The following is a 25852-nucleotide window of genomic DNA, read 5'->3' as shown; positions in this document are numbered from 1 at the left end:
GGGTGGGCGGGTGCCCCAACGTCGGTGGCATCTGCATCGGCTGCACCATGCCGGGCTTCCCCGACAAGTTCATGCCGTTCATGGACATGCCGCCCGGCGGGAGCCTGTCCACCCTGCTCATCAAGCCGTACGGCGCGTTGATCCGCCGCCTGCGCGGCATCACCAACGTCACCGCCAACCGGGAACCGAAGTGGCACCACAACGGTCCCGAGCTGACCAGCGGCTACAACCCCCGGTGGCGCCCGTACGGTCCGGCGGATCCTCGGCGACAGGCAGCGATGGAGAGGAACGAGCCGTGACAGCGACGAAGCCGAAGCCGGCCGCCGGTCAGAAGCCCGGCGAGCTGGTGGAAATGGCGTGGGATCCGATCACCCGGATCATCGGCAACCTCGGCGTCTACACGAAGATCGATTTCGCGAACCGGGTGGTCGCCGAGTGCCACACCACGTCGTCGCTGTTCCGCGGCTACTCGGTGTTCATGAAGGGCAAGGACCCGCGCGACGCCGGCTTCATCACCAGCCGGATCTGCGGCATCTGCGGCGACAACCACACCACCTGTTCGGTGTACGCGCAGAACATGGCGTACGGCATCAAGACGCCGCCGCTGGCCGAGTGGATCATCAACCTCGGCGAGGCCGCCGAGTACATGTTCGACCACACCCTCTTCCAGGACAATCTCGTCTTCGTCGACTTCTGCGAGGCGATGGTCAAGCAGACCAACCCGAGTGTCCTCGCCCGCGCGGAAGCCACCGCGGCACCGGGCCGGGACATCCACGGCTACCGGACGATCGCCGACATCATGCGGGCGTACAACCCGTTCGAGGGCGAGGTCTACAAGGAGGCGCTGAAGGTCAGCCGGACCACCCGGGAGATGTTCTGCCTCATGGAGGGCCGGCACGTCCACCCGTCGACGGTCTACCCCGGCGGCGTCGGCACCATGCCGCAGCCGTCGCTGTTCACCGACTACCTGAGCCGGCTGATCAGCATCCTCGACTTCGTCAAGAAGGCCGTCGCCATGAACGACGACATCTTCGACTTCTGGTACGAGGCGCTGCCCGGCTACGAGGAGGTCGGCCGCCGCCGGGTGCTGCTCGGCTGCTGGGGCTCCTTCCAGAACCCCGACGTCGTCGACTACCGGTACGAGACCATGACGAACTGGGGGCGGGCGATGCACGTCACGCCCGGCATCGTCGTCGACGGCAAGCTGCTCACCACCGACCTGGTCGACATCAACCTCGGCATCCGGATCCTGCTCGGCAGTTCCTACTACAAGGACTGGGCCGGCGAGGAGGAGCCGTTCGTCAAGTTCGACCCGCTCGGCAACCCGATCGACATCCGCCATCCCTGGAACCAGACCACCCTCCCGGATCCCGGCAAGCGCGACTTCAACGACAAGTACAGCTGGGTGATGAGCCCCCGCTGGTTCGACAAGAACAGCGGCGAGCACCTCGCGCTGGACACCGGCGGCGGCTGCTTCGCCCGGCTGTACACCACCGCGCTGGCGAAGCTGGTCGACACCCCGTACGTCAAGTCGACCGGGCACAGCGTGCAGATCTCGTTGCCGAAGAGCGCGTCGCTGCCCGAGATGACGCTGGAGTGGAAGATTCCGAAGTGGTCGAACGCGCTGGAGCGGGACCGCTCGCGGGCCTACTTCATCGCGTACGCCGCGGCGATGTCGCTGCACTTCCTGGAGCAGGCGATGGCGCGGATGCGCGGCGGCGACATGCGGGTGTTCGCCGAGTTCGACGTGCCGGACGAGGCCATTGGCTGCGGCTTCCACGAGGCCGTCCGGGGCATCCTGTCGCACCACATCGTGATCCGGGATCGCAAGATCGCCAACTACCACCCGTACCCGCCGACACCCTGGAACGGCAGCCCCCGGGACAGCTACGGCACCCCCGGGCCGTACGAGGACGCGATCCAGAACACCCCGATCTTCGAGGAGAACGGCCCGGACAACTTCAAGGGTGTCGACATCATGCGGGCGGTGCGCAGCTTCGATCCCTGCCTGCCGTGCGGGGTGCACATGTACGTCGGCGGCGGTCAGACCCTCAAGAAGATCCACTCGCCGATGTTCGGCGCGTCGCATGGCTGAGCCGCCGGACGGTCCGCGGCTCGACGACGCGTCCGTCGAGCCGCGGCTGGCCCGGCTGGACGCCGTACTCAGCCAGCTCGAACAGACCCCCGGCCGCACCGCCGAGCTGGCGCTGGAAGCCGTCGAGATGCTGACCGAGGTGTACGGCGAGGCGCTGGCCCGGGTCACCGACCTCGCCGCCGGCAGTCCCCGCGCGCTCGACCGGCTCACCGGCGACGAGCTGCTGCGGCACCTGCTGCTGTTGCACCGCATCCACCCGGATCCGCCGGACCGGCGGGTGGCCCGGGCGGTCGACGACCTCCGGCCACAGCTACGGGCGCAGGGTGCCGAGATCGCGCTGATCGGTGTCCAGGACGAGGTGGCCCGGATCAGCCTGTCCACGAGGTCGTGCGGTGGCGGCGGCGCGGCCCTACGGGACCTGGTGCGGGAGCAGGTGCTCACGTTCGCGCCGGAACTGTCCGCCGTCGATGTGGTGGCGCCCGCGCCGGCACCGGCGCTGATCCCGGTCAGCACCCTGTGGCAGCGGCCGGACCGGCCCGAGCCGGCGACGACGCGCGAGGCGGGGCGGGCCGCGGGGCCGCTGGCGTTGGGTGACCCGGCATGACCGCGGGCGCGTTGCAGCGGGCGATCCGCCGGGCGGGGCAGCGTTCGGCCACGGCCGAACGCTGCGGCATGTGCGCCGGGCCGGTCGGCCCCGAACACCGGCACGTGTGGGACGAGCAGGACCGGGAACTGATGTGCGCCTGTACGGCGTGCTCCCTGCTGTTCGAACGCGAGGCGGCCGGTGCCGACCGGTACCAACTCGTGCCCACCCAGGGCCGACCGCTGACCGGTCTCTCCGCCGACGACCTCGGCGTACCGGTCGGCCTGGTCTTCTTCGTCAAGCAACCCGACGGCCGGGTGCTCGGCCACTACCCGAGCCCGCTGGGCACCACGGAATCGGAGATCGATGCCGACGCCTGGCGGGCCGTCGAGGCGCGGTCCCCCGCGCTGGCCGAGCTGAAGCCGCGGGTCGAGGCGTTCCTGGTGTGGACCGGCCCGCCGCGCGGCGGCGACCAGCGGTGGTTGGTGCCGGTCGACGACTGCTTCCGGCTGGTGGCGCTCATCCGGCAGCACTGGACCGGCATGTCGGGGGGCAGCGCGGTGTGGCGGGAGATCGCCGGGTTCTTCGACGACCTGGGCCGACGGCACGGTCGGCCGTCCGGCAACGACTGATGGAGGGGGCGGAAGTGGGCGAGATCCGAGTGGGCGATCCCGATGTGGAACTCGACGCGCCGGCGCACACCAAGGGCGTCGAGGAGGGCAACTCGCGCAGGAGGCCGCAGACGGGCCATCACGATGACGGGTCGGTGGATGCCCGCCGCTCGACCGGCATCCGGCCCGAGAAGCACGGCCCGATCCTGCCGACCATGCCGAACCTGCCGCCCGGCTGACCGGGATCCGGCGACGAGGAGGTGAGCTATGCGGAAGCTGTTGGCGCTGCTGGCCGGCGTCGCCGTGGTCGGGCTGTTCTGGAAGGAACTGCCCGCACTGCGGCGCTACATCAAGATCGAGAAGATGTGAACGGGAAAGGCCGGACGAGCCGATGTGTCTAGGTATCCCAGGGGAGATCGTCGAGCTCAAGGCCGGTCACGACGATCTCGCCGTCGTCGACGTGGTGGGCGTCCGGCGGGCGGTCAACATCGGCCTGCTCGAAGCGGACCAGGTCGGCGTCGGCGACTGGGTGCTGGTCCACGTCGGGTTCGCCATGTCGAAGATCGACGAAGCCGAGGCCGCCGCCACGTTGACGCTGCTGACCGGCCTCGGGCAGGCGTACACCGACGAGTTGCAGGCGCTCGCCGAATCCGACATCAGCTAGGGGATCACCAGATGCGTTTCGTCGACGAGTACCGCGACGCGGACAAGGCCCAGGTGTTGGCCACCCAGATCGCCGCGCGGTGCGAGCCGGGACGGCAGTACAAGTTCATGGAGGTGTGCGGCGGGCACACGCACACCATCTACAAGCACGGCATCGAGGACTACCTGCCGGAGAACATCTCGCTGGTGCACGGCCCGGGCTGCCCGGTCTGCGTCATCCCGATGGGCCGGGTGGACGACGCCATCGCCATCGCCAACGAGCCGGGCGTCATCATGACCGCGTTCGGCGACATGATGCGGGTGCCGGGCGGTACCGGTTCGTTCCTGGACGCCAAGGCGGCCGGCGCGGACATCCGGATGGTGTACTCGCCGCTGGACGCCCTGAAGATCGCGCGCACCAACCCGGACCGCCGGGTGGTCTTCATGGCGATCGGGTTCGAGACCACCTCACCGTCGACCGCGATGACCGTGCTGCGGGCGGCCGCCGAGGGCATCGACAACTTCTCGGTGTTCTGCAACCACGTCACCATCCTGCCGGCGATCAAGGCGATCCTCGACTCACCCGACCTGCGTCTCGACGGCTTCCTCGGCCCCGGGCACGTCTCCACCGTCATCGGCTGCCGACCGTACGAGTTCATCGCCCGTGACTACGGCAAACCGCTGGTGTGTGCCGGCTTCGAGCCGCTGGATCTGCTGCAGTCGGTCTTCATGCTGCTCGAGCAGCTCGCCGAGGGGCGCTGCGAGGTGGAGAACCAGTACACCCGGGTGGTGCCGTGGGACGGCAACCTGCGGGCGCTGGAGGCGATCGGCCAGGTCATGCAGCTGCGGCCGTACTTCGAGTGGCGTGGCCTCGGCTTCATCTCGCACTCCGCGCTGCGGATGCGCGACGAGTACGCGGCGTACGACGCCGAGCAGCTCTTCGACGTGCCCGGGGTACGCGTGGCGGACCCGAAGGCCTGCCAGTGCGGCGAGGTGCTCAAGGGGGTGCTCAAGCCCTGGGAGTGCAAGGTGTTCGGCACCGCCTGTACGCCGGAGACGCCCATCGGCACCTGCATGGTCTCCTCGGAGGGCGCGTGCGCGGCCTACTACAACTTCGGCCGCTTCACGCGGCAGCGGCTGACGGAGGCGACCAGGGTATGACGACCGAACGCACCGCCGGCTGGGTCGAGCGCGCGGTGGCCGAGGCGGCGGCGACGACCGAACACGACTCGGGGCGGCTGTCGCCGGAGGAGCAGGTGCTCAGGCGCATCGAACGGGCCCGCCGGCGCGCGCCGAGGATCCGGGAGAGCCGGATCACGCTCGCGCACGGCGCGGGCGGCAAGGCGACGCACAGCCTGGTCGAAGGGCTGTTCGTGGAGGCGTTCCGCAACCCGACGCTGGAGGCGCTCGACGACGCCGCGGTGTTGTCCGTGGGCACCGGCCGGCTGGCCTTCACCACCGACTCGTACGTGGTGTCGCCGCTGTTCTTCCCGGGTGGCGACATCGGCGATCTCGCGGTCAACGGCACCGTCAACGATCTCGCGGTCAGTGGTGCCCGGCCGCTGTGGCTGTCGGCCGGGTTCATCCTGGAGGAGGGCTTCCCGGTCGCCGACCTGCGACGGATCACCGCCTCGATGGCCGCCGCCGCGGCGCGGGCCGGGGTCCAGGTGGTCACCGGGGACACGAAGGTGGTGCAGCGGGGCAAGGCCGACGGCTGCTACCTCAACACGGCGGGCGTCGGCGTGCTGGAGCGGCCGGTCAGCCTGGGCACCGGGCACATCCGCCAGGGTGACGCGATCGTCGTCTCCGGCCCGATCGGCGACCACGGGATCACCATCATGCTCGCCCGTGGCGAGCTGGACATCGCCGCCGACCTCGCCTCGGACACCGCGGCGCTGTCCGGCCTGGTGGACGCCCTGCTGGACGCGGCGCCCGGCGTACGCCTGCTGCGCGACGCCACCCGGGGCGGCGTGGCGACCATCCTCAACGAGGTGGCGCAGGCCGCCCAGGTCGCCGTGGTCGTCGACGAGTCCGCCGTACCGGTGCGTCCCGCCGTGACCGGCGCCTGCGAACTGCTCGGCATCGACCCGCTCTACGTGGCCTGCGAGGGACGCCTGGTGGCCGTGGTGGACGGCACGCAGGCGGAGGCCGCCGTGGCGGCGCTGCGCGGCCACCCGCTCGGCGACGGCGCGGCCGTCGTCGGCCGCGTCGCCGCCGACCCACCCGGGATGGTGCTGCTCCGGACCGCGTTCGGGGGCACCCGGGTGGTCGACATGCTGGTCGGCGACCCCCTCCCCCGCATCTGCTGAGTGCAAGGAAGGGCCCCTTCTTATCGCTTTTTGTATAGGAGGGGGCCCTGCTTAACATTTCAGGAGCGGTGCCGGGCGGCGGCCACCACGGCCTGGCCGAGTGAGATCCCGCCGTCGTTGGGTGGCACCCGCGAGTGCACGAGCACCCGGAACCCGTTCCGTTCCAGCCCGCTCACCACCGCCTCGAGCAGCAGCACGTTCTGGAACACCCCGCCGGAAAGCGCGACGGTGGCCAGTCCCGTGTCGTCCCGGACGGCTCTCGCCGCCCAGACCACGGCGTCGGCCAGGCCGTGGTGGAAGCGCGCGGCGATCCGGCCCGGGTCCACGTTGGCGAGCAGGTCCTCGACCACGCACCGGACCAGGCCGCGTCCGGCGTCCCACAGCGGCACCGGACCGCCCGCCTCGACCGGGTAGCCGCCCCGCTCGTCCCGGTCGGCCCGCTGCTCCAGGGCGATCGCGGCCTGCCCCTCGTAGGTGCTGCGGTCGTGCAGGCCGAGCAGCGCCGAGACGGCGTCGAACAGTCGGCCGGCACTGGAGGTACGCGGGGAGTTCGTCCCGGTCCGCGCCAACGCCACCACCGCGGGCCACTGCCGCTCGTGCCGCCGCCGCAGCGGCAGCTCCGGTACGGCGTCGCCGTAGAGGTCGTCGAGGTAGGCCGCCGCCATCCGCCACGGTTCACGTACCGCCGCGGCCCCACCCGGCATCGGCACCCTGCTGAGGTGACCGACCCGCTCGAACCCGGTCAGGTCCGCGACGAGCAGCTCCCCGCCCCAGAGGGTGTCGTCCGGGCCGTACCCGAGACCGTCGAAGGCGACGCCGATCACCGGGCCGGGTTCGCCGTTGTCGGCCAGGCAGGACGCGATGTGGGCGTGGTGGTGCTGGACCCCGCACAGCTCGACGTCGTCGCGCTGCCGGGCGTACTTGGTGGACAGGTACTCGGGGTGCAGGTCGTGGGCGACGACCTCCGGCCGGACGTCGAAGAGCCGGGTGAAGTGCGCGATGCCGTCGGTGAACGCCCGCAACGTCTCGTAGTTCTCCAGGTCGCCGATGTGGTGCGAGACGAACGCGCGCCGTCCCTTCGCCACGCAGAAGGTGTTCTTCAGTTCCGCGCCGCAGGCCAGCACCGGCCGGTCGAACCGCCAGGGCAGGGTGATCGGCGCGGGCACGTAGCCACGGGAGCGCCGCACCGGCAGTTCGCGGCCCCGGAACACGCGTACCACCGAGTCGTCGGTCCGGACGTGGATCCGCCGGTCGTGTACGAGGAATCCGTCGGCGATCGGCGCCAGCCGGCCGTGGGCGTCGTCGTCCCGGTACGCGATGGGTTCGTCGGAGACGTTGCCGCTGGTCAGCACGATCGGCGTGGCCAGCCGCCCGAGCAGCAGTTGGTGCAGCGGCGTGTACGGCAGCAGCACGCCCAGGTCGCGGTTGCCGGGCGCCACCGCCGCGGCGACCGGGGCGTCGGGGCGGCGCGGCAGCAGCACCACGGGACGGCGTGCGCCGGTGAGCACCGGCTCGGCGGCCGGTGGCACGTCGACCAGGGTGCGCGCGGCCCGCAGGTCGGCGGCCATCACCGCGAACGGCTTCTCCTCGCGGTGCTTGCGGGCGCGCAGCGCCGCGACCGCCCGGTCGTCGTCGGCTCTGGTGGCCAGGTGGTAGCCGCCGAGACCCTTGACCGCGACGATCCGCCCCTCGCGCAGCCACCGTACGGCGGTGTCCAGCGGCTCGCCGGGCACCGGGGTGCCGCCGGCGGTGACGAACCGGAGCGCGGGGCCGCAGGCGGGGCAGCACACCGGCTCGGCGTGGAAGCGGCGGTTCGTCGGATCGGCGTACTCGGCGGCGCAGCCGGCGCAGAGCGGGAACTCGGCCATCGTGGTGGTGCGGCGGTCGTACGGAACGTCCTCGACGATGGTGAAGCGCGGGCCGCAGTTGGTGCAGTTCGTGAACGGGTAGCCGTGCCGGCGGTCCGCCGGGTCGGCCAGTTCGGCCAGACAGTCCGGGCAGGTGGCGGTGTCCGGGGAGATCAGGGCGTCCCGGCCGGCGCCGGTGACGCTGGTGACGATGGCGAAGCCGGGCTGGCCGGTCGGCGGGACCGGCTCGGTGGTGAGCCGGTCGACCTGGGCGAGGGTCGGCGCCCGCCGGCTGAGGTCGGCCACGAAGGCGGTCAGCCGGTCCCCGTCCCCTTCGACCTCGACGAAGACGCCCGCGGTGTCGTTGCCGACGAAACCGGCCAGGTCGTACTCGGTGGCGAGCGCGTGCACGAACGGCCGGAAGCCGACCCCCTGCACGATGCCCTCGACACGGACGTGCACCCGCCGCACGAAGGCAAGCTCCATGGCAGCCCGGTCAGAGGTCGCCGGCCAGCGCCTGCTGGGTGAGTTCCCAGAGCACGTGGTAGACCGTCGTCTGCGCCTCCTGGACCCGGTGCACCGATGCCGACGGCACCACGAACAGGTGGTCGACGAACTCGGATTCGGCCATCCGGCCGCCGTCGTACCCGGCGATCCCGACGGTGAGCATGCCGCGCCGGGCCGCCTCCTCGAACGCCCGCAGGACGTTGTTCGATCCGCCGCTGGTGGACAGGCCGACCGCGACGTCCCCGGCCCGGCCGAACGCCGCCACCTGCCGGGCGAAGACCACCTCGAACCCCACGTCGTTGGAGAGCGCGGTGATCAGTGCGACGTCGTGGGTCAACGAGATGGCGGGCAGCGGGCGGGCCGCCGTCGGTGGGTGCAGGAACAGTTGCGCGACGTCCTGCGCGTCGGTGCTGCTGCCGCCGTTGCCGAACGCGTACAGCGTGCCCCCGGCCTGGAACGCCGCGGCGCACCGGCGGGCGCAGTCGACCAGGCGCTGCCCGTGCGCGGCGACCAGCGATTCGCGCAGCGCGACGATCTCCGCCGCCTTCGCCGCGGTGGACCGCGCCACCTCGGCGAGCACCGCGTCCACGTCGGCCGGTCGGGTGTCCAGGAACGGGTAGAGCGCTCCGATCGCGCCCTCGACCCGGGCGCTCACGCCGCCACCTCGCCCAGCTCGGCGTCGTCGTGCGGTGCCAAGCAGCGTTGCTGGTTCTCTCGCTGGCGCTCGCTCACGACGGCCTCTCCACGACGGCGATGGCCTCCTTGGCGTGGACCAGCACGACGTCGCCCGGTCCCGCCTCGACCAGGGCGACACTGATCTCCTCCGGTCCGGCGTCGGTGTCGACCACGGCCAGGCCGCCGGCCAGCACCTCCCGCACCCGGACGGCGACCGCCACGTCGGAACAGGTGATGCACACCTCGTCGTGGCACTCCGGCACGGTGGCCGGCGGGCCGAGCCGCAGGGGCTGCCGGGTCACCGGACCGTCTCCGACTCCAGCAGCCCAGGCTGCTCGAACAACACGTGCACCAGCTCCCACAGGATGTGATAGATCGTCACGTGCACCTCCTTGACGATGCACGGGTCCTCGGAGCGGGCCACGACGACGTGGTCGGCGACGGCGTCCCGAGCGATGTCGCCGCCGTCGCCGCCGAGCAGCCCGACGGTGAGCAGACCGAGGTCACGGGCTGTCTCCAGGCCACGTCGTACGTTGGCGCACCGGCCGTCGACGGACAGTCCGAGCGCGATGTCCGCCGGAGCGGCGAGCAGGCGCAGTTGAGCGGCGAACACCTCGTCGAAGCCCTCCGCGCGGGCGATCCCGGTGAGGGTGGCGGCGTCGTTGGTCAACGAGATCGCCGGCAGGGCCCGCTTGCCCACGATGACCGGGTGGACGAACTCCACCACGATGTGCTGGGCGTCGGTCGCCGGCCCGCCGTTGCCGAAGACGATCAGTTTTCCGCCACGGTGGAAGCGGGCAGCCATCGCGTAGCAGGCCCGCGCGATCCGCGCCGCGTCGGTGGCGACCGCCTGCGCCGGTGCCACCCGGCGGGCGAACGCGTGGCCGACCACCGGCATCACGGACGTCTCCATGCTCCTCCGTTCACCGTCGGGCCGCGGCGAACCGGTCCGCACCGCCGGGCCGCGCGGCGTGCAAGGCACCCGCCGAGCGGCGCAGACAGGCGCCGATGACCTGGTCGAGCTGCGCCAGCCGGACGGTCCACGCCCGGAGATCGTCGCGGCCCTTGGCGGTGAGCTGGTAGCACCGGCGGGCCGGCCCCGCCCCGGCGGTCTCCCACACGGAGATCAGCGACCGGTCGCCTTCCAGGCCGCGCAGCACCCGGTACACGTGGCCGGGTTCCACATCGGGCATTCCGATGTCCCGGAGCCGGTCGATCAGGTCGTACCCGTGACCGGGCCGTTCGAGGATCAGGAGCAGGAGGAACGGATGCAGCAGACCGCGCAGCTCACGTCCGTGCATGCCAATCCCTTCCCGGGCCGAGGGCACCGTTTCCTCCCGCAGTTAAGCACGCTTTTATCCGAATCGAACCGGAACGCCGGATTGGGGCCGGGTCGGAAGCTTGCCCGGTCCGAACATCCCGGTCGGGTCGTACCTGTCCTTGAGCTGGCTGAGCCGACCCGCGTCCGCGCCGGACCACGAACCGTAGGGGCCGACGGTGGCCTCCACGGATCCCTGGAAGTTGGCCAGGGCGGTGTCGGTGGCGGCGAACGGTTCGAGCGCGTCGAGGACGCTGCGCACGACGGCTGGCACGACCTGTTCGAGCCCCGGCAGCAGCGGCCCGATGCCCAGCAGCGAGAAGGCCCCGGCCCGACCACCCGCCGCGTTGGGCACCGCCGCCGGCCGGGCCAGGGCACCGCCGAGGAGCCGCAGCTCCACCATGGCGAGCGGCACGTCCACCTGCGGACCGGCCACGGCGATCAGCGCGTCCACCGCCTCGGCCGGCAGGTGGCGCAACACGATGCCGGCGTGGTGTGCCGGCATCGGGTCGGTGGGATCGGAGTGGATGGCGTCGACGTCGACGTAGGACATCTCCGCCACCGTGTCGATCAGCGCCGGTGCCGCCGCCCGCATCGGGGCCAGCACGCGCTCGCCGTCCTCGGCGCTGCCCAGGTGTGCTGTCCGCAGATGGACCACGAACCGGCCCCGGAGCGGTTCGGGCAGCTGCGGCAGGTCGGGCAGGCGCAGCAGGGCGACGGACGCCGTGGTCAGCTCGGACAGCGTCGGGACCCAGGTCCGGAACGTGTGCAGCACCTCCGCCGTGGCGCTCGCCGGGTAGAAGATGCCGCCGCCGTACAGGCGTCGCACCGGGACCAGGTCGAACTCGATCGCGGTCACCACGCCGAAGCCGATCCGGCCGGCTCCCCGCAGTGCCCAGAACAGGTCCGGCTCGTGCTCCGCGTCGATCCTGCGAACGAGACCGTCCGCGGTCACCAGCTCGACGGCCCGGACATGGTCGGCGGCGAAGCCGTAGCTGCGGGCCAGGACCGGCAGACCGCCGCCGAGGGTGTAACCGACCACGCCCACCTGGGAGGACGACCCGCTGAGCGGGGCCAGTCCGTGCTCGGCCGCCGCGTCGATCACCCGCCGCCACCGTACGCCGGCACCCACCCTCGCCCGCCGGGCGACCGGGTCGATCCGGACCTCGTCGAGTCGGCGGGTGCTGATCAACATGCCGTCGTCGACGGCCGACAGCTGCCCGTGGCCGGTCGACTGCACCGCGACCGACAGACCCTGTTCGGCCGCCCAACCGACCGCCGCCGCCACATCGCCGGCGTCGGTGGCTGCCACCACCACCTGCGGCCGGTGGACGATGGCCGAGTTGAACCCGGCGATCTCAGTGGTGAAACCGTCGTCGCCGGGGCGCAGCACGGGTCCGCGGACCCGCTCGACCAGGGCGACGGTGTCGACGAACGTATGCACCGTTGGCTCCCTCAGGGGCAGGGCGCCCACGGGTCGGGCGCCGGATGACCCGACGGTGTCAGGAGGTGCTTGGGCCGGATTTGGCCCGCGCATGTGCCCGCGTCCAAGTGGGGTCCAAGTCCGCCAGGGCTCGGGAGCTGCCCGATCAACGGGGGTGGAGTGGGCCGCGATCAGGCACCGATGCGCGCCGATTGGTCGAGGCTCGCGTCGATCAGGTGCGCCACGCCCAGCCGCCGATGCGCGGCGAGCGCGGCGCGGGCGTGCCGGTTCGCCTGTTCGGCCCGGCCGAGCCGGTGGGCGAGCTCGGCCAGCGGGTAGTGGTTCGAGCCCCAGGTGGCGCCGCCGGAGCCGACGCCGACGAACCGGTCGGCAAAGGGAGCGAGCGTCTCGTAGAGGCGGGCCGGGTCCGGTGCGCCGAGCCGGGCGGCGACCAGAGCCCACTGGTACGCCACGATGTCCCAGCTCCAGTCGCGGCGGATCGTCATGCCCCACCGTTCCACCAGCTCTGCGGCGAGCGTCTCGTCGCCGGATTCGCAGGCCGCCAGCACCGCGGTGGGGCGCAGCAGTTCCAACTCCGGCTCGTCGGCCCCGCGGACCAGTTCGTCGCGCAGCTCACCAGGCCGGCCCTGGAAGCGGCGGCAGGTGTAGAGCAGCACCAACCTGATCCACTGGCCGCCCCACATGTTGGTGCGCTGCTGTTCGGTGAAGGCTTCCTCGACCAGCCGCTCAGCCTCGGCCCATCGCCCGTCGAGGATGGCCCGTCCGCCGGCGGCGTAGGTGATCTGGGCGGCGAGTTCCGGTACCCGGATCTCCGTCAACAGCCGCTGGCACCGCGCCAGTTCGAGGTCGTACGTGTCGAGATCGCCGTTGGACATCAGCAGGAACATGCGGTGCATCCGGGCCATGATCTCCACCCGCCGGGGCAGTGGGCCGAGCGCGAGCAGTTCGTTCACCGCGACCAGCCGCTGCTCGTCGCGGTCCGGGATCCAGGCGGCCACCGCGTAGTTGTTGAGGGTCCGGGCCCGCAGTTCCACGTCGCCGTACCGGCGGGCAAGCGCGACCGCCTCCTCGGCGAACCGTTCACCCTCGTCGCGTCGTTCGCCGTAGAACAGCTCGACGCCGAGCGTGCCGAGCAGCGCCGCGCGACGCAGGTGGTCGGTCGGGTCGAGCCGGGCGACCTGGTCTTCCAGGATCGCCACCATGTGCTCGTCCACCTGCCCGTAGGCCCGCCAGTTCCAGAACGTGACGCCGCCGAAGACCGTGGCCGCGTCGATCACGAGCGAGTCGTCGCCGAGCCTGGTGCCGAGCGCCACCGCCTCGTTCAGCGCGGCTCGCGCGCCCACCACATCGCCGGCGAGCCGGCTGGCCTTGCCCAGCTGCACCAACAGCTCACACCGGCGTTCCGCCGCATCCGCCGCCGTGGGATCGAGCGCGGCCAGGCCGACAGTGAGGAACTCGACCGCCTCGTCGTAGGCGAGCTGAGCCTCGGCCAACTCGGCGGCGCGTCGGGCGTAGCTGACCGCCTTCGCCGCGGCGCCGATCCGGGCGGCGGCGGCGAAGTGGTGGGCGAGCAGCCCGATGGTGGCGGGATCGTCGGCCCGGTGCAGGCTTTCGAGCGCCTCGCCGGTACGCCGGTGGACGCGGGACCGCTGCAACCGGCTCAGCTCCGCGTAGAGGGCGTCGCGGACCAGGGCGTGGGCGAACCGGTAGTTCCAGCCGTCGGGCACCTCGACCAGCAGGCCGCTCGCGACCGCCGGTTCGAGCAGGCTCAGGACCCGTTCGTAGTCCAGCCCGGCGGCACTCTCCAGCAGCACCGTGTCGACGTCGCGTCCGATCACGGCGGCAGCGCGCAGGAGGGCCTGGGTCTCCTCCGGCATCCGGGCGACCCGCCGGCCGATGACGTCGCGTACGCTCTCCGGCACCGCAGACTCCGCGATCGCCTCCTTGCTGCTCCAGCCGTCGGGATGTTCGCTCGCCAGCAGGCGCAGCAACTCCTTGAGGTAGAACGGATTCCCGCCGGTCCGCTCGTGCAGGGCGGCGACGACGGCGGCGTCGGATTCCTCCGCAGCCGCTCGCAGATAGTCGCGCACGTCGGTCGCGGAGAACGGTTGCAGCGCCACCCGCTCCACGCCCCGCTCGTTCGCCAGCGCGCCGAGCGTCTCGCGCAGCGGCTGGCCGTGCTCGCCCTGCTCCGCCCGCATGGTGGCCAGGACCATCACCGGCAGCCGGCTCAACGTGCCGGCGAGGTGGGTGAGCAGCCGCAGCGAGGCGGCGTCCGCGAGATGCAGATCATCGATGATCAGCAGGATCGGCTGCCGCCGCGCCACCGTACGCAGCAGCTCGCCCACGGCCTCGTGGAGGTGGAACCGGGCCGCGTCAGGGTCCCCCGCCTGCGGCCGCGGCTCTGCGCCCCCGGTGAGGGCGGCGAGCAGGCGCTCCTGCTCGGGGCTCGGCGGGATCGCCTGCAACAGTTGGATCCACGGCCAGAACGCGGGGGTGGTGCTCCCCTCCACGCACCTACTCCAGGCGGCCGTCATGCCCGCCGCCGTGGCCCGCTCGACCACGCGTTCGGTGAGGAAGGTCTTGCCCACGCCGGCGCCACCGGCGACGAAGAGCAGTCCGCCGTGGCCCCGGGCCGCCGCCCTGAGGCGGTCTCCGATCAGCTCGAGCTGCGGACCGCGGCCCACCATCCGGGCGGTCGGGGCCAGCTCCGCCGCGCGCCCGGTGCTGGGTTCGTCGGCCGGCGGCGCAGCGGCGTCCCCCGGCGCGGGAACCCACCCGGGGTCGGGCGCGGGTGGTGCTCCGGGTAGCGGTGACGGCGCGGGTGCGGCATCAGGTGTCGGCGCGGGCGCGGGTGGTGTGCCCGGTGCTGCGGGCACGGCTGGGCGCGGGGTGAACGCCAGCGCGGGATCCTGGTGGAGGATCGCCCGTTCCAACGCCTGCAGCTGTGGGCCCGGCGGCAGGCCCAGCTGCTCGTCCAGGGCGGTGCGGGCCTCGCGGTACGCCTCAAGGGCTTCGGCCTGCCGGCCGTCCCGGTACAGCGCCACCATGAGCTGGGCCCAGGACCGTTCCCGGAACGGGTCCTGGTGCAGCAGCGTCCGCGCCTGAGCGGCGGCCTGCGCGTTGCGGCCCAGGCCGAGTTCGGCTTCGGTGAGGTCCTCGGTGGCATCCTGGCGCAGCGCGGTCAGCCGGGCGATCACCGGCGTGGCGAAGGCCTCGTCGGCGAACTCGAGCAGCGGCTCGCCGCGCCACTGCTGCAACGCGCCGGCGAGCAGGCGTTCCGCCTCCGCGGGCAGCTCCCTGGCGAGCGCGGCCCGGCCGGCCTCGACCTGCGTGGTGAACCGGACGGCGTCGACCTGGTCCGGCCGCACCGCGAGCAGATAGCCCGGCTCCCGGGTGAGCAGCACGGTCGGCGCGGCCCGCGGTGAGCGGTGCGGCTCCAGGACGCGCCTGAGCTGTGAGATGTACGCCTGTAGCGTGCCGGTGGCGCTCGACGGCGCCTCATCCGCCCACAGGCCGGCGATGATGCGGTCCAGCGATACGACCCGTCCCGCCTCGAGGGTCAGCAACGCGAGCACGGCACGCTGCTTGCGGGTGCCGAGGCGCAGCTCCGCACCGTCCGGCGCGGTGACCGTCAGCGGGCCGAGGACCCGGAAATCCAGCGCCAGCAGCCGAGGTGCGGCCGGCTCCGGCACGCCCATCCCGCCTCCCCTCTCAGAGCTCGCGCACCCACCACGCGACCTCGGGGTCATCCTCGCCGGCACCGAGACCCGCGGGGAACAGGCCATTCGGTTCGACCGACCAGATCACAAACCCGGCACCGGTGAGCAGCGCGCGTACCGCCGGGCACCCGTCGCTCGCCTGAACCCACAGGCGCTGTGCCCCCTCCGCCTGCAGCGCCCTGGAGAGTTCGGCGAGCAGCCGCCGGCCCAGCCCGCGCCGCCGGAACGGTACCGAGACCGCGAACCGGGACATCCACGCCGTCGGCTCACCCAGCCGGTGGTGGACGACGCACGCGGCGAGCGGCGCCATCGAGGAGTCGCTGGAGACGTCGGAGAGGGTGGCGACCCGGAAATCGTCCACTGCCGGCGGTCCGGTCGCCGGGAACGACTCCTGCAACATCCGTAACGCGGCGGCGGCCCGCTCCGGGCGCACCATGCGCAGCAGCAGCGTGTTCGGGGTGGGGACCTCGTACTGTGCCATGCCGGAACGGTGGCACCCGCGACTTGGACGCCACTAGGACAGTCGGCGGCCGGTCGCGCAGGCAGTCCCAAGTCGCGCGCCAATGCCTTTCCCGCTGAACGCCAAGCCTTGCCCTAGCCGGTCCCGGCACGGTCAGTCAGATCCCAGAACCTGAGGAGCTACCGTGCGTACTCGATTTCGTCCCCCACCTGCCCTGCGCCGGGTCGTCGGCGCGGCGCTGACCGTCACCCTCGTTTCCCAGATCGCTGCGGTACCGACGGCGCTCGCCTCCGGCGCGGCCGATCCGCTGCCGCGCGCCTACCAGGTCGACAGCGTCGTGGAGGTCGCCGACCTGGAGTTCTCCGCACCGCTGCTGGCCGTCTCGGCCGACGGCACCACGGCGGTACACATGTCCCCCGACGGCGACGGCCCGTCCGTTCTCCGGGCGACCGATTTCCGGACCGGGGCGGACGAGGTCGTCGGTCTCGACCTCGAAGGGCAGCCGGTGCCCCGGGTGGCGGCGGTCGCGGTCAGCGGCAACGGCCGTACCGTGGCCTTCCTCGCCACCGGCGCCAACGCGGCCGAGCTGCACCTGCCAGGCACGGTCGACCCGGACGTCAGCTCGGCGATCTTCGTCCGGGACCGACTGACCGGGGCGACGACCTGGGTTCCGGTTCCGGATCTGGGCGTACCGGCCTCGCGGCACGTACTCAACGGGGTCGCGCTCAGTGAGGACGGTCAGCGCCTCGCCGCCGAGGTCTCGCTTCCGCTGCCGAGGTACGCCGGCCTCAACAGCCCGAACGGGGTGCTGGTGGCGACCCTGGCGGCGGATGCCGCACCGGCGGTACGGATCGTCGGCCCCGAATCGCTGGTGGCGGAGGACGCGGATCCCGTCAAGGCGGACCCGGAGGTACGCGGTTTCGCCCTCTCCGGGGACGGGACGGTGCTGGCCGTCAACGCATACCGGGACGGCACCCCGGTCATGCTGCGCTTCGACGCGGCCAACGGCGACCCGCTGCCCGGTGATCGAATCCTCACCAGCCCGGAGCAGGAGGCGTGGGTGCCGAACCTGGACCGCACCGGGCGGCGTACCGCCCTCGGCAAGGCCGGTAGCGGCGTCGTCGTGGCCGACCTGGCCGGCGGGCCGGCGGCGGACGTCACGCTCGCGCCGGCGAACCCGGTGCCGTACGTCACCGGCGACGTCGTGTTCGGCCCCGGCGATCCGCCGACGGACGCCCGGCTCAGCGCCGACGGCAGCACCGTCGCCTTCGTCCGCGCGGGCGCGCTCTGGGCCCAGCCGGCCCGGGTGGGACAGCCGGCGCGGCTGGCCAGCCCCGGCCTGGACGGCCGGATCGCCGACCCGCTCCCCGGCGAGGCCCGCTACCCCGACGCCGTGGCCGCTCCGCAGCTCAGCCGCGACGGCACCGTGCTCGCCTTCCTCTCCGCGAGCACGGCCTTCGTCGCGCCCCGGACGGACGCCCCGCAGCCGCCGCACCTGTACCGTTCGGTGCCGGCCGACCTGCCGGCACCGACCTGGCCCGAAGGGGCGGCGCTCGCCGCCGAGCCGGGTACCACGACCGTGACGCTGAGCTGGCCGGCGGCGTCCGGCGCCGTCACGGCGTACGAGGTCAGCGTCGACGGCGTGGCAGCGACGACGGTGCACCAACCGGCGACCCGGGCGGTCCTGTCCAACCTCACCCCTGGAGCGACCGTGCAGATCGCGGTCGTCGCCCGGGACACCGGTGGACGCGTCTCGGCTCCGCTGACCATCGGTGTGACGTTGCGCGAGGACCTGCCACCGGGCGACGCGCCGCTGTCGGCGGTGGCCGGGCCGGGTGCCCGGGTTTGGCTGCGGTGGGAGCCGTCGACGGCGAGCGGGGTGACCGGCCACCGGGTGCTGCGCGACGGCGTCAAGCTCGCCGACCTGGCCGCCGGAGCGGACACCTACGAGGACCGGACCGTCGCCGCCGACCGCACCTACCGGTACACGGTCGCGCTGCTGCGCGGCACCGAGGAGTTCCCGCTCACCAGGGACGCGGCAGTGCGTACGCCGGCCCTCGCGGTCAGCGAGGCGGCGTGGAACCTGCCGCGGATCACCGGTACGACGTACCTCGCTCCGGGTCGCGCGGCCACCTTCGCCCTGGTCGGCGCCCCGGGGTTCACCGGTTCCGCCGACCTGACCGTCCGCACCGCGGACGATCCCGCCGAACGGGTACGCATCGAGCTCAAGGAGAAGGAACCCGGCACGTACACCGGTTCCTGGCCGGTGCCCACCGGCGTGCTGGCGGTGACCTCGGCGGTGCTGCACCTCGCCGACGGTGCGGACAACACCCTGGACCGGCCGGTGAGTGGGCTACCCGCCCCGGTCGGCGGCCTGCTGCGGATGGACGTCACGGCAACCGGCGGCGAGCCGGCGGGCCTGCGGCTCCAGGTGTGGAGCGACGCCACCCACAGCGGAACCCTGCGGGTGCTCGACGGCAACGGGATGGTGGAGATCCCGGTCGCTCCCGCCGCGGACCACCAGATCACCACCACCCGGACCGACGGCCTGGCCGGCACCCCACCGAGGATGGTTGCGGTGGACCCCGGCGCGGCGGTCGACGTGGTGCTCGCACCGCACGCACCGGCGTCGCTCACTGTGACGGTGCGTGGATCCGGGGCGCACCCGATGGCCGATGTTCCGGTGGTGCTGTCCACCCCCACCGGCCCCCGCTCCGGCCGTACCGACCCGGCCGGCAAGGCGACCTTCAAAGCCCTCGACGCGGCCACGGAGGTCAGCGTGGAGGTCCAGGTTCCCGACCACGTACGGGCCAGGGACGGTCTCGCCGCCAGCCCGAAGCGGACGGTGACCCTGACGCAGGGGGCCAACTCGCTCGCCGTCGACCTCGCGGCCTTTCCGAAGGTCACCGTGGGCGGCACCACGAAGGATGCGCAGGGGCGTCCGCTGCGGGCCACCGTGCTGATCCGCCAGGACGTCGGCGGGGTCGGAGTCTCCTACCGCGCCGAGTCCGCCACCGATGGCACCTGGTCGGCGGAGGTGTTCCGGAACGTGCCCACGGTCGCCTCGGCCACCCGCGTCGGCGCGAAGGCGGACGAGGTCACGGTGGACACGGCCGACAACCGGCCGGTGGATTTCGTCTTCCCGGCAGTCTCCGGCTACGTCCTGCACCCGAAGCTCACCACGGTCCTGATCGACGGGGGCCGGACCGAGCAGGTGCTGAACTACCAGAACACGCCGGGTTTCCAGGCGTTCGTCACCGTCGGAGGCACCCGGGAACTCATCGCCGCACCGGAGCTGCCGATCGACGCGCCTCCCGGTACCACCGTCACGTTCTGTGCGGACGGAGAGTGGCGAGGCATGACCAGGGCATGCGCGGAGGTGGTCACCGGGGAGGTCCCCGACCTCGCCCTCGCCGTCGAACTCCACGAGATCGCCCGGGTCACCGGTCGGGTGCTCGACCCGACCGGCGCGGTACGCGTCGACAAGACGTGCGTGACGCTCGAGGGCGGGGGAAGCCTCGACGGGGGACGCGTCAGCGGCGGGCGTGCCGTCAAGGTGACCATCGCGGGGTCGCAGCTGCGGATCTCCGCCCCGGCGGCCGGCACCTACCTGCTGTCGTTGGCGCCGTGCAGCGGCGAGGCCTGGGAGGTGCGCCGCCTGGTGACCCTGACCAAGGGCCAGCAGCTCGACCTCGGTGACCTGCGGCTCGCCCGTCCGGGTGGCCTGATCCAGGGACTGCGCAGCGGCTTCCGCGTGGTCACCGGGGAGGTGCAGCCCGGCAAGCTCGCCCACCTGCACGCCGACATCGAGTACGGCGACCCGAGGCGCGCGGGCACCGCCCGCCTGATCCTGCCGCCGGGGGTCTCCGTGCCGGACGACGGTGTGCTGCGCGCCGGCCAGCCGGTCGCGTTCACCCGGGAGGAGGATGCCGTCGTGGTGCCACTGCCGGCGGCGCCGTCCCGCACCCTGGACGTCTACGTCCGGATGCCGGAGGCGGTCGGGACCGAGCTGCCGTTCACCATGTCGGTCACCTCGGACCAGCTCTCCGAGGTTCTCGGCTCGGCCACTGTCCGGGTGGGCGTGGTGACCCTCCGGGCGACGGCGAACAGCGTGACCGGCCGGTTCACCGCGTCCGGTCGGGCCCCGGCCGGATCGACCGTGGTCCTGTACGACGGCGGCACCGTCATCGCGGAGGCCGACGCGGGCGACGGCGGGATCTGGCACGCCGTGGTGGACCTCGGCACCGCCGGTGACGACATGGCTCAGCACGTGCTGAAGGCCGTCAGCACCATCGACGGCACCGAGATGGCGTCGGACCCGGCCACCGTCGTGGTCGACCCGCACGCCGGTGTCCTGGAATCCGTGACGATGTCCCAGGCCGGCGAGGTGCGGACGTTCCGGCCGGTGGACGGCGTCGCGCGGTTCCCCTGGACGTGGTACGCGGACAAGGAGGTCACCGTCACGGCGCGGTTCACCGGTGCCGTCGTCGAGCCGCGCGCGCTGCTCGGACACCTGGACCTCCCCCTGGTGCCCGTGCCGGGCCAGAACAACGTCTACACCGCGGCCACGAAGACCAGGGCCAACGAGGTCGGCGACCTGATCATCGGCTACCAGCCCCGGCGGGAGAGGCCGCTCCTGCCGGTCCCGCCGGAGCCGGATCCGGCGACCGCACTCTTCGACGCCGACGATGCGGTGCTCGATGAACCGGTGACCGACCGCGCCACCGTGAGCCAGCAGTTCACGGTGCCGGTGACGAAGATGGGCCCGAACGCGCGACTTCGGTTCAAGGTCACCGTGGAGCCGCTGCCGGACTACGTGCCCGGCGACGCCGACAGGGCGGCGGCGCGGGGGTCCGGGGTGCCGGTCTACGGCACGTCGTTCTCCGCCGGAGATCCGCTGGTGATCCGGGACAACGGAACCTGGTCCGGCACCGCGGGAGCGATCATCGATCTCGACGGGCTGATCAAGAAGTCGCCGGACGCGCCGCTGGCGCGGTCGCTCAACGCGAGCGGGTTCGTCACCGGTCCGGCCCGGTTCCTGTTCGAGTGGGCGTTCATCAACGCCACCACCGATGACGCCCTCTACTCCGCGCTCACCGGCGGCGACAAGTACCAGGCGCTCAGCGCACTGATGGACCAGGCGAACAAGTGCCGCGACGGCGATCAGGGCCAGATCTACCGCAACGCGGTGGAGCGGTTGATGCGGCGGGCGATCCAGCTCGACGCGTACTCCGTGCTGTCGACGGCGGCCGGTCTGGCGCTGGCTCCGGCGACCCTCGGGCTCAGCGTGGGCCTGTGGGCGGTCACCTGGGGCTTCGGAAAGGCGCTGGAGTTCCCCCTCAACAACGACATCGACGCCCTGACCCGGGAGATGAACAGCGACGAGAGCTGCCGCTGGCCGCGCACGGGTCCGCGCGACCCGCGCTCGCCGTGGCAGCCGGACGCCGAGATCGAGTACCGGTTCGACCCGTCCGGCTTCGTGTACGAGGGCCTGGAGAACCGCCGGGTCGCGGGGGTCACCGCCACCGTGCTGCGTGCGACGTCGCCGAACGGGCCGTGGCAGCCGTGGGATGCGGCCGCGTACGGCGACCTCAACCCGCAGATCACCGACGACGAGGGCCGCTACGGCTGGGATGTGCCCGAGGGCTGGTGGAAGGTCGTCTTCACCAGGGACGGTTACCTGCCCACCGAGTCCCGGGTGATGAAGGTGCTGCCGCCGCACACCGACGTCAACGTCAACCTGGTCCGCGCCGACCTCGCCGACGTCGACCAGGTCGAGGCCGACCAGAGCGGTCTGACCGTCATCTTCACCCAGCCGATGCTGGCCGACCAGGTGACGGAGCGCCTGGCGGTGACCACGCCGCAGGGGGACCCGGTCGGTGGCCGGTGGACGGCGGTGTCCCGGCGGGCCCCGGTCGGTCACCCGATGGAGAACGCGTCGATGGCCACGACGTTCCGGTTCACCGGGGAGAAGCACACCGGCACGGTGCAGGTTCTCGTCGACGAACTGGCGCGGGACCACGTCGGCCGGTTCGTCGCCGAGGGCAGGCGGCGGACGCTCACCGTGGACTGGCGGGGGCCGGACTCCGTGCCCCCACAGGTCAGCGTCACCGGCGTCGCCGCCGGCGGGCTCTACCACCTCGGTGCCGTTCCGGCCGCCGGCTGCGAAACATCGGACGACGGGTCCGGGGTGGCGACCAGGGCGACGGTCACCGTCATCGGTGGCACCGCCGCCGGCGTCGGCCAGTACACCGCGACCTGTGCCGGAGCGAAGGACAAGGCCGGCAACGTCGCCGCGCCGGTCTCGGTCACCTACTCGGTCGCGTACGTCTTCGACGGGTTCGGTCGTCCGGTGGACAACGGCGGCGTGCTCAACAAGGCGAAGGCCGGGCAGGCGATCCCGATCAAATGGCGGCTCACCGACGCCACCGGCGCTCCGGTGACGAACCTGGCGACCGCTCCGCTGACCGTCACCCTGATCGGATGCGGAACGGCCAGCAAGCTCGCGCAGGTCGAGGAGTACACCAGCGGCAACTCAGGGCTGCAGAACCTGGGCGACGGGAATTACCAGGTCAACTGGAAGACCCCGAAGTCGTACGCCGACACCTGCCAGAAGCTGCGGGTCGACCTCGGGGAGGGACCGGCGGTGGCCCACACCGCGCTGTTCAAGTTCGTCGCGTGACGGCCTGACCGCCGTCACTGAGACCGGTGCCCCGAGTGTGACGCTCACGCTCGGGGCACCGGCCGTCGCAGTGGCCTGCAACACGGGACCGTGCCGCGCTGAGGAAGGGCTCCGCTCAGGCCCCGTGGCCGGGTGGCTCGGGCGGCGGCAGCGGCAGTTCCACGGCGGCCACCTCCCCGACCTGCGCGACGGAGTGCGCCGGTGGCAGCTTGTCGGCTCGCGGCAAGCGGTTGTGCACCAGACCCCGGCCCGTCGGGTCCGGCCTCCTGGTCACCTCGCAGGTCACCATCCGGATCGGCGGCGGCGGCGCGGTGAACCGTCCGGAGCCCCAGCGCACCCACAGCGGGATCCGACCCGCGTCGGCCTCGGCGAGCAACTTCTCCCAGGTACGGCGACGCGTACCGTGGTCGACCTCCACGACGACCGGCGGCCCGTCCGGGCGGGCGCAGGCCACGTCGAGTACCGAGTGCCGCCCGTTCATCGGTGGCGGCAGCGGCAGCACACTGGGTGCCCGCCGGTAGACCCGCCAGCCCCGCTCCCCGGCCCAGCCGACCACCGCCTCGATCAGCCGAGCGGTGACCTGGTCGGTGGACAGGTCGGTGAATGCGACTGCGTCGAGCCGAGCAGCCAGCGACGCCGCCAGCCGCTCCCCGTCCTCACCGACCGCCACCGCCGCAGGGTAACCACGCCACCGACCATCGTCGCCAACGGGGCAGCGCGAGCGGTCGGCCCCGCTGGGTACATCCGCCCCCATGCCACCGACCGGTCGGCCTCGGTCATGCGTTTGTGGTGATCCTCCAGTGGTAGCCGTCGAGGTCGGTGAAGTGCCCGGCGTAGTGACCCTGGTCGGTCTGGGTTGCTGCGGCGGTGACCCGGCCGCCGGCAGCGGCCGCGGCGGCCAGCAGAGTGTCGACGCCGTCACGGGACGCGGCGGTGTGGGTGAGGACGAGCGCGGAGAAGCCGTCGCCGTGCTCATCGACGCCGGCGTCCTTGGCAAGGGCTTTGCGGAGCAGCAGGCCCAGCCGGCAGACGCCGCCGGTGATGGTGAAGTCGATGAACTTGTCGCCATAGTCGCGGTCGACGCTCATGCCCAGCGTTTCGTAGAACGCCTTGGAAGCCGTCGGCTTGGCAACCCCGAGGAAGACCGCGGTCTCGGTCGGCTTCGGCGGGTCGGGAACGAGATCCATGTCCTTCTTGGAGGCGGCAGCCACCTTCCAGACGGCCCCGTCCGGCGCCCGGTAAACGGCGTTGAACTCGCCGAAGAGCTGCTTCTTCGCCGGCTTGATGACCGTCGCACCATTGGCGATGGCAGCGTCGAGGAGAGCCTTGACCTCGGCGGGCTGGTTGACGATGGAGGACAGGACGTAGCCGCGGAAGCCCGAGGTCGCCGGGTTCGTGTCGGAGTTGGTGGCGAGGACGTCGATCTGGTGGAGGGCGAGCTGTCCGGTGCCGTGAAGGTCCAGGCTGGCGGTGTGGTCGTCGTCATTGGCCGTGGATGAGAACGCGGACGTGTAGAAGTCGCGTGCGGCTTCTACCTGCGGTACACCGATAGTGATGATGTCGAGGGAAAGCGTCATCGAGTTGGCCCTTCGTGCCGTCGCGGTCGGTTGATCTGGTGATGAGAGCCGTGCGGGCCGGCCGGCTCACTCAGGTGAGCTGGTTGATGCGGATGAGGTTGCCGGCGGGATCGCGGAAGGCGCAGTCGCGGACTCCGTAGTCCTGGTCGATGGGTTCCTGGATGACATCGGCACCTGCGGCCTGGAGACGATCGAAGAGTCCGTCGAGGTCGTCGGTGGCCAGCGTGATGGCGGTGTAGGCGCCCTTGGCGATGAGTTCCACGATGGTGCGGCGCTCCTCATCGGTGATGGCCGGATCGGTGGCTGGCGGGTGCAGCACGATGGAGGTGCCGGGTTGGCCGACCGGTCCGACGGTGATCCAGCGCATGTTCTCGAAGCCGACGTCGTTGCGGACCTCGAAGCCCAGGGTGTCGCGGTAGAAGCCCAGAGCGGCTTCGGGGTCGGTGTGCGGGAGGAAGGCGTAATGAATGGAGATGTTCATGTCCGTCACGCTAGGCAGGGCTACCGGGCGTGGGCTTCTTGATTCCTGACCGTTCTGGTGTCCTGCTTGGCCAGACACGGCCGGGTGTATGCAGAAGCACAGGGGCGAACGCATCGATCAGGAATCAAGAAGCTCCAGGCTTTTCGCACGGTTAGCGTCAGAAGCGCCTCACCCCCGATCACGACCAGGAGAACGAGCGATGAGCGCGAACAACAGCACGAAGAGCAAGAAAAGCACGGAGGGCTTCTCGGCGGAAGAACGTGCTGCCATCAAGGAGCGCGCCGCGGAACTGAAGAAGGAGGCGAGCCGTGGTCGTGGCAACAAGGCCGCCGCCGAGGAACTCGACGTGCTGTCGAAGATCGCGGAGATGGAGGCATCGGACCGTGCAGTGGCCGAACGCATCCACGCCATCGTCACCACCAACGCCCCGGAGTTGTCACCGAAGCTGTGGTACGGACAGCCGGCCTACGCCAGGAAAGGAAAGGTCGTGTGCTTCTTCCGCAGCGGGCACGTCGACAAAGAGCGTTACTCGACCTTCGGTTTCACCACCCAGGCGAACCTCGACGACGACAGCGGCCTGTGGCCCACCTCCTACGCCGTGACTGAGCTGAGCGACGAAGCCGAGAAGACGATCACCGCCCTGGTCAAGAAGGCCGTGAGCTGACACCACGCGGCGCGTTGATCGTCCGCCACCGGCATTCGGAGGCGGGGGACGCAGGTCACACCCGTGGGGTCTCAGAACCTTGCCGGAGCGTTCGTCAGTCCTATCTAGCCTCGGTCTTTCACTTGAGTGCCATTCGATAGCCGGTCTTCGATGAAGAAGATTTGCGTACCTATCGGCGTTTTCTTGGCATGTTGAGGGCCCGGCGCGGGGCCGGGTTCCTCCGTGTTGCTGGCCG

Annotated in this window: 21 protein-coding genes and 1 pseudogene; 11 read left to right on the top strand and 11 right to left on the bottom strand. The window is 71.8% G+C overall.

Translation table 11 applies throughout. From position 1 onward, the window contains the following. From C1I95_RS15350 to hypE, 9 genes and pseudogenes are all read left to right on the top strand, one after another. Window positions 1-299 (top strand): annotated as a pseudogene (locus C1I95_RS15350) (hypothetical protein); the annotation flags it as partial. Beyond that, window positions 296-2095, top strand: a complete 1800-nt coding sequence (locus tag C1I95_RS15345; RefSeq protein WP_111214510.1) for a nickel-dependent hydrogenase large subunit — start codon at window positions 296-298, stop codon at window positions 2093-2095. The pseudogene C1I95_RS15350 and the gene C1I95_RS15345, both read left to right, overlap by 4 nt. Beyond that, window positions 2088-2699, top strand: coding sequence for a NifU-related iron-sulfur-binding protein (locus C1I95_RS15340; RefSeq protein WP_111214509.1), 612 nt, complete (start codon window positions 2088-2090; stop codon window positions 2697-2699). Before C1I95_RS15345 ends, C1I95_RS15340 begins: the two co-directional genes overlap by 8 nt. Beyond that, window positions 2696-3310, top strand: coding sequence for a DUF5947 family protein (locus C1I95_RS15335; RefSeq protein WP_111214508.1), 615 nt, complete (start codon window positions 2696-2698; stop codon window positions 3308-3310). The genes C1I95_RS15340 and C1I95_RS15335 overlap by 4 nt, the downstream gene beginning before the upstream one ends. 14 nt (window positions 3311-3324) lie before the next feature. Then, window positions 3325-3528, top strand: a complete 204-nt coding sequence (locus C1I95_RS15330; protein ID WP_199523761.1) for a hypothetical protein — start codon at window positions 3325-3327, stop codon at window positions 3526-3528. 28 nt (window positions 3529-3556) lie between these two features. Beyond that, window positions 3557-3658 (top strand): DUF6893 family small protein, encoded by a 102-nt coding sequence (locus C1I95_RS37320; RefSeq protein ID WP_387279547.1) that lies wholly within the window; start codon window positions 3557-3559, stop codon window positions 3656-3658. Between the two features lie 22 nt (window positions 3659-3680). Next, window positions 3681-3953 (top strand): HypC/HybG/HupF family hydrogenase formation chaperone, encoded by a 273-nt coding sequence (locus C1I95_RS15325; RefSeq protein ID WP_111214506.1) that lies wholly within the window; start codon window positions 3681-3683, stop codon window positions 3951-3953. An 11-nt stretch (window positions 3954-3964) separates the two neighbouring features. Then, a complete protein-coding gene (gene hypD / locus C1I95_RS15320; protein ID WP_111214505.1) occupies window positions 3965-5092 on the top strand; it encodes a hydrogenase formation protein HypD in 1128 nt (375 codons plus the stop codon). Further along, window positions 5089-6240, top strand: coding sequence for a hydrogenase expression/formation protein HypE (hypE, locus tag C1I95_RS15315; protein ID WP_111214504.1), 1152 nt, complete (start codon window positions 5089-5091; stop codon window positions 6238-6240). Before hypD ends, hypE begins: the two co-directional genes overlap by 4 nt. A 59-nt stretch (window positions 6241-6299) precedes the next feature. Here the strand turns inward: hypE and hypF are convergent, their stop codons facing one another. The 8 genes from hypF to C1I95_RS15275 form a co-directional block, all read right to left on the bottom strand. Beyond that, the gene (gene hypF, locus C1I95_RS15310; RefSeq protein ID WP_199523760.1) at window positions 6300-8573 is read right to left on the bottom strand and encodes a carbamoyltransferase HypF; all 2274 of its coding nucleotides are present in this window, start codon (window positions 8571-8573) and stop codon (window positions 6300-6302) included. Window positions 8574-8583: 10 nt separating this feature from the next. Beyond that, entirely contained in the window at window positions 8584-9249 is a 666-nt protein-coding gene (locus C1I95_RS15305) for a D-sedoheptulose-7-phosphate isomerase (protein WP_111214503.1), read from the bottom strand. Between the two features lie 73 nt (window positions 9250-9322). Further along, window positions 9323-9571, bottom strand: coding sequence for a HypC/HybG/HupF family hydrogenase formation chaperone (locus C1I95_RS15300; RefSeq protein WP_199523759.1), 249 nt, complete (start codon window positions 9569-9571; stop codon window positions 9323-9325). Next, window positions 9568-10182, bottom strand: coding sequence for a D-sedoheptulose-7-phosphate isomerase (locus C1I95_RS15295; RefSeq protein ID WP_111214502.1), 615 nt, complete (start codon window positions 10180-10182; stop codon window positions 9568-9570). Before C1I95_RS15295 ends, C1I95_RS15300 begins: the two co-directional genes overlap by 4 nt. Window positions 10183-10192: 10 nt before the next feature. Continuing rightward, the gene (locus C1I95_RS15290; RefSeq protein WP_111214501.1) at window positions 10193-10570 is read right to left on the bottom strand and encodes a helix-turn-helix transcriptional regulator; all 378 of its coding nucleotides are present in this window, start codon (window positions 10568-10570) and stop codon (window positions 10193-10195) included. A 54-nt stretch (window positions 10571-10624) separates the two neighbouring features. Then, a complete protein-coding gene (locus C1I95_RS15285) occupies window positions 10625-12031 on the bottom strand; it encodes an FAD-binding oxidoreductase (protein WP_199523758.1) in 1407 nt (468 codons plus the stop codon). Window positions 12032-12201: 170 nt separating this feature from the next. Further along, window positions 12202-15732 (bottom strand): ATP-binding protein, encoded by a 3531-nt coding sequence (locus C1I95_RS15280; RefSeq protein ID WP_158566405.1) that lies wholly within the window; start codon window positions 15730-15732, stop codon window positions 12202-12204. A 13-nt stretch (window positions 15733-15745) separates the two neighbouring features. Further along, a complete protein-coding gene (locus C1I95_RS15275; protein WP_111214511.1) occupies window positions 15746-16234 on the bottom strand; it encodes a GNAT family N-acetyltransferase in 489 nt (162 codons plus the stop codon). 163 nt (window positions 16235-16397) lie between these two features. Between C1I95_RS15275 and C1I95_RS15270 the strand changes: the two genes are divergently transcribed. After that, window positions 16398-22895, top strand: a complete 6498-nt coding sequence (locus C1I95_RS15270; protein ID WP_111214498.1) for a PxKF domain-containing protein — start codon at window positions 16398-16400, stop codon at window positions 22893-22895. A gap of 115 nt (window positions 22896-23010) precedes the next feature. Here the strand turns inward: C1I95_RS15270 and C1I95_RS15265 are convergent, their stop codons facing one another. The 3 genes from C1I95_RS15265 to C1I95_RS15255 all read right to left on the bottom strand — a co-directional run bounded on the left by C1I95_RS15265 (window position 23011) and on the right by C1I95_RS15255 (window position 24953). Further along, complete coding sequence (locus C1I95_RS15265; RefSeq protein ID WP_111214497.1) at window positions 23011-23565, bottom strand: hypothetical protein; 555 nt, start codon at window positions 23563-23565, stop codon at window positions 23011-23013. 106 nt (window positions 23566-23671) lie between these two features. Beyond that, the gene (locus C1I95_RS15260) at window positions 23672-24472 is read right to left on the bottom strand and encodes a VOC family protein (RefSeq protein ID WP_111214496.1); all 801 of its coding nucleotides are present in this window, start codon (window positions 24470-24472) and stop codon (window positions 23672-23674) included. A 70-nt stretch (window positions 24473-24542) separates the two neighbouring features. Then, the gene (locus C1I95_RS15255) at window positions 24543-24953 is read right to left on the bottom strand and encodes a VOC family protein (protein WP_111214495.1); all 411 of its coding nucleotides are present in this window, start codon (window positions 24951-24953) and stop codon (window positions 24543-24545) included. A gap of 199 nt (window positions 24954-25152) precedes the next feature. On the opposite strand from C1I95_RS15255, the gene C1I95_RS15250 reads away from it, so the two are divergent. Continuing rightward, the gene (locus tag C1I95_RS15250) at window positions 25153-25617 is read left to right on the top strand and encodes a DUF1801 domain-containing protein (protein WP_111214494.1); all 465 of its coding nucleotides are present in this window, start codon (window positions 25153-25155) and stop codon (window positions 25615-25617) included. Window positions 25618-25852 lie beyond the last annotated feature (235 nt).

This window comes from Micromonospora craterilacus (assembly GCF_003236315.1).
In the GTDB taxonomy this organism is placed as follows: Bacteria; Actinomycetota; Actinomycetes; order Mycobacteriales; family Micromonosporaceae; genus Micromonospora; species Micromonospora craterilacus.
The sequence above is the reverse complement of the archived record's forward strand: the minus strand, read 5'-3'. Positions and strand labels throughout refer to the sequence as shown.

Coding starts and splice junctions, on each gene's coding strand:
- C1I95_RS15340 (WP_111214509.1), top strand. CDS start 2,088: ATGGCTGAGCCGCCGGACGGTCCGCGGCTCGACGACGCGTCCGTCGAG.
- C1I95_RS15335 (WP_111214508.1), top strand. CDS start 2,696: ATGACCGCGGGCGCGTTGCAGCGGGCGATCCGCCGGGCGGGGCAGCGT.
- C1I95_RS37320 (WP_387279547.1), top strand. CDS start 3,557: ATGCGGAAGCTGTTGGCGCTGCTGGCCGGCGTCGCCGTGGTCGGGCTG.
- C1I95_RS15325 (WP_111214506.1), top strand. CDS start 3,681: ATGTGTCTAGGTATCCCAGGGGAGATCGTCGAGCTCAAGGCCGGTCAC.
- hypD (WP_111214505.1), top strand. CDS start 3,965: ATGCGTTTCGTCGACGAGTACCGCGACGCGGACAAGGCCCAGGTGTTG.
- hypE (WP_111214504.1), top strand. CDS start 5,089: ATGACGACCGAACGCACCGCCGGCTGGGTCGAGCGCGCGGTGGCCGAG.
- hypF (WP_199523760.1), bottom strand. CDS start 8,573: ATGGAGCTTGCCTTCGTGCGGCGGGTGCACGTCCGTGTCGAGGGCATC.
- C1I95_RS15295 (WP_111214502.1), bottom strand. CDS start 10,182: ATGGAGACGTCCGTGATGCCGGTGGTCGGCCACGCGTTCGCCCGCCGG.
- C1I95_RS15290 (WP_111214501.1), bottom strand. CDS start 10,570: ATGCACGGACGTGAGCTGCGCGGTCTGCTGCATCCGTTCCTCCTGCTC.
- C1I95_RS15280 (WP_158566405.1), bottom strand. CDS start 15,732: ATGGGCGTGCCGGAGCCGGCCGCACCTCGGCTGCTGGCGCTGGATTTC.
- C1I95_RS15275 (WP_111214511.1), bottom strand. CDS start 16,234: ATGGCACAGTACGAGGTCCCCACCCCGAACACGCTGCTGCTGCGCATG.
- C1I95_RS15260 (WP_111214496.1), bottom strand. CDS start 24,472: ATGACGCTTTCCCTCGACATCATCACTATCGGTGTACCGCAGGTAGAA.
- C1I95_RS15255 (WP_111214495.1), bottom strand. CDS start 24,953: ATGAACATCTCCATTCATTACGCCTTCCTCCCGCACACCGACCCCGAA.
- C1I95_RS15250 (WP_111214494.1), top strand. CDS start 25,153: ATGAGCGCGAACAACAGCACGAAGAGCAAGAAAAGCACGGAGGGCTTC.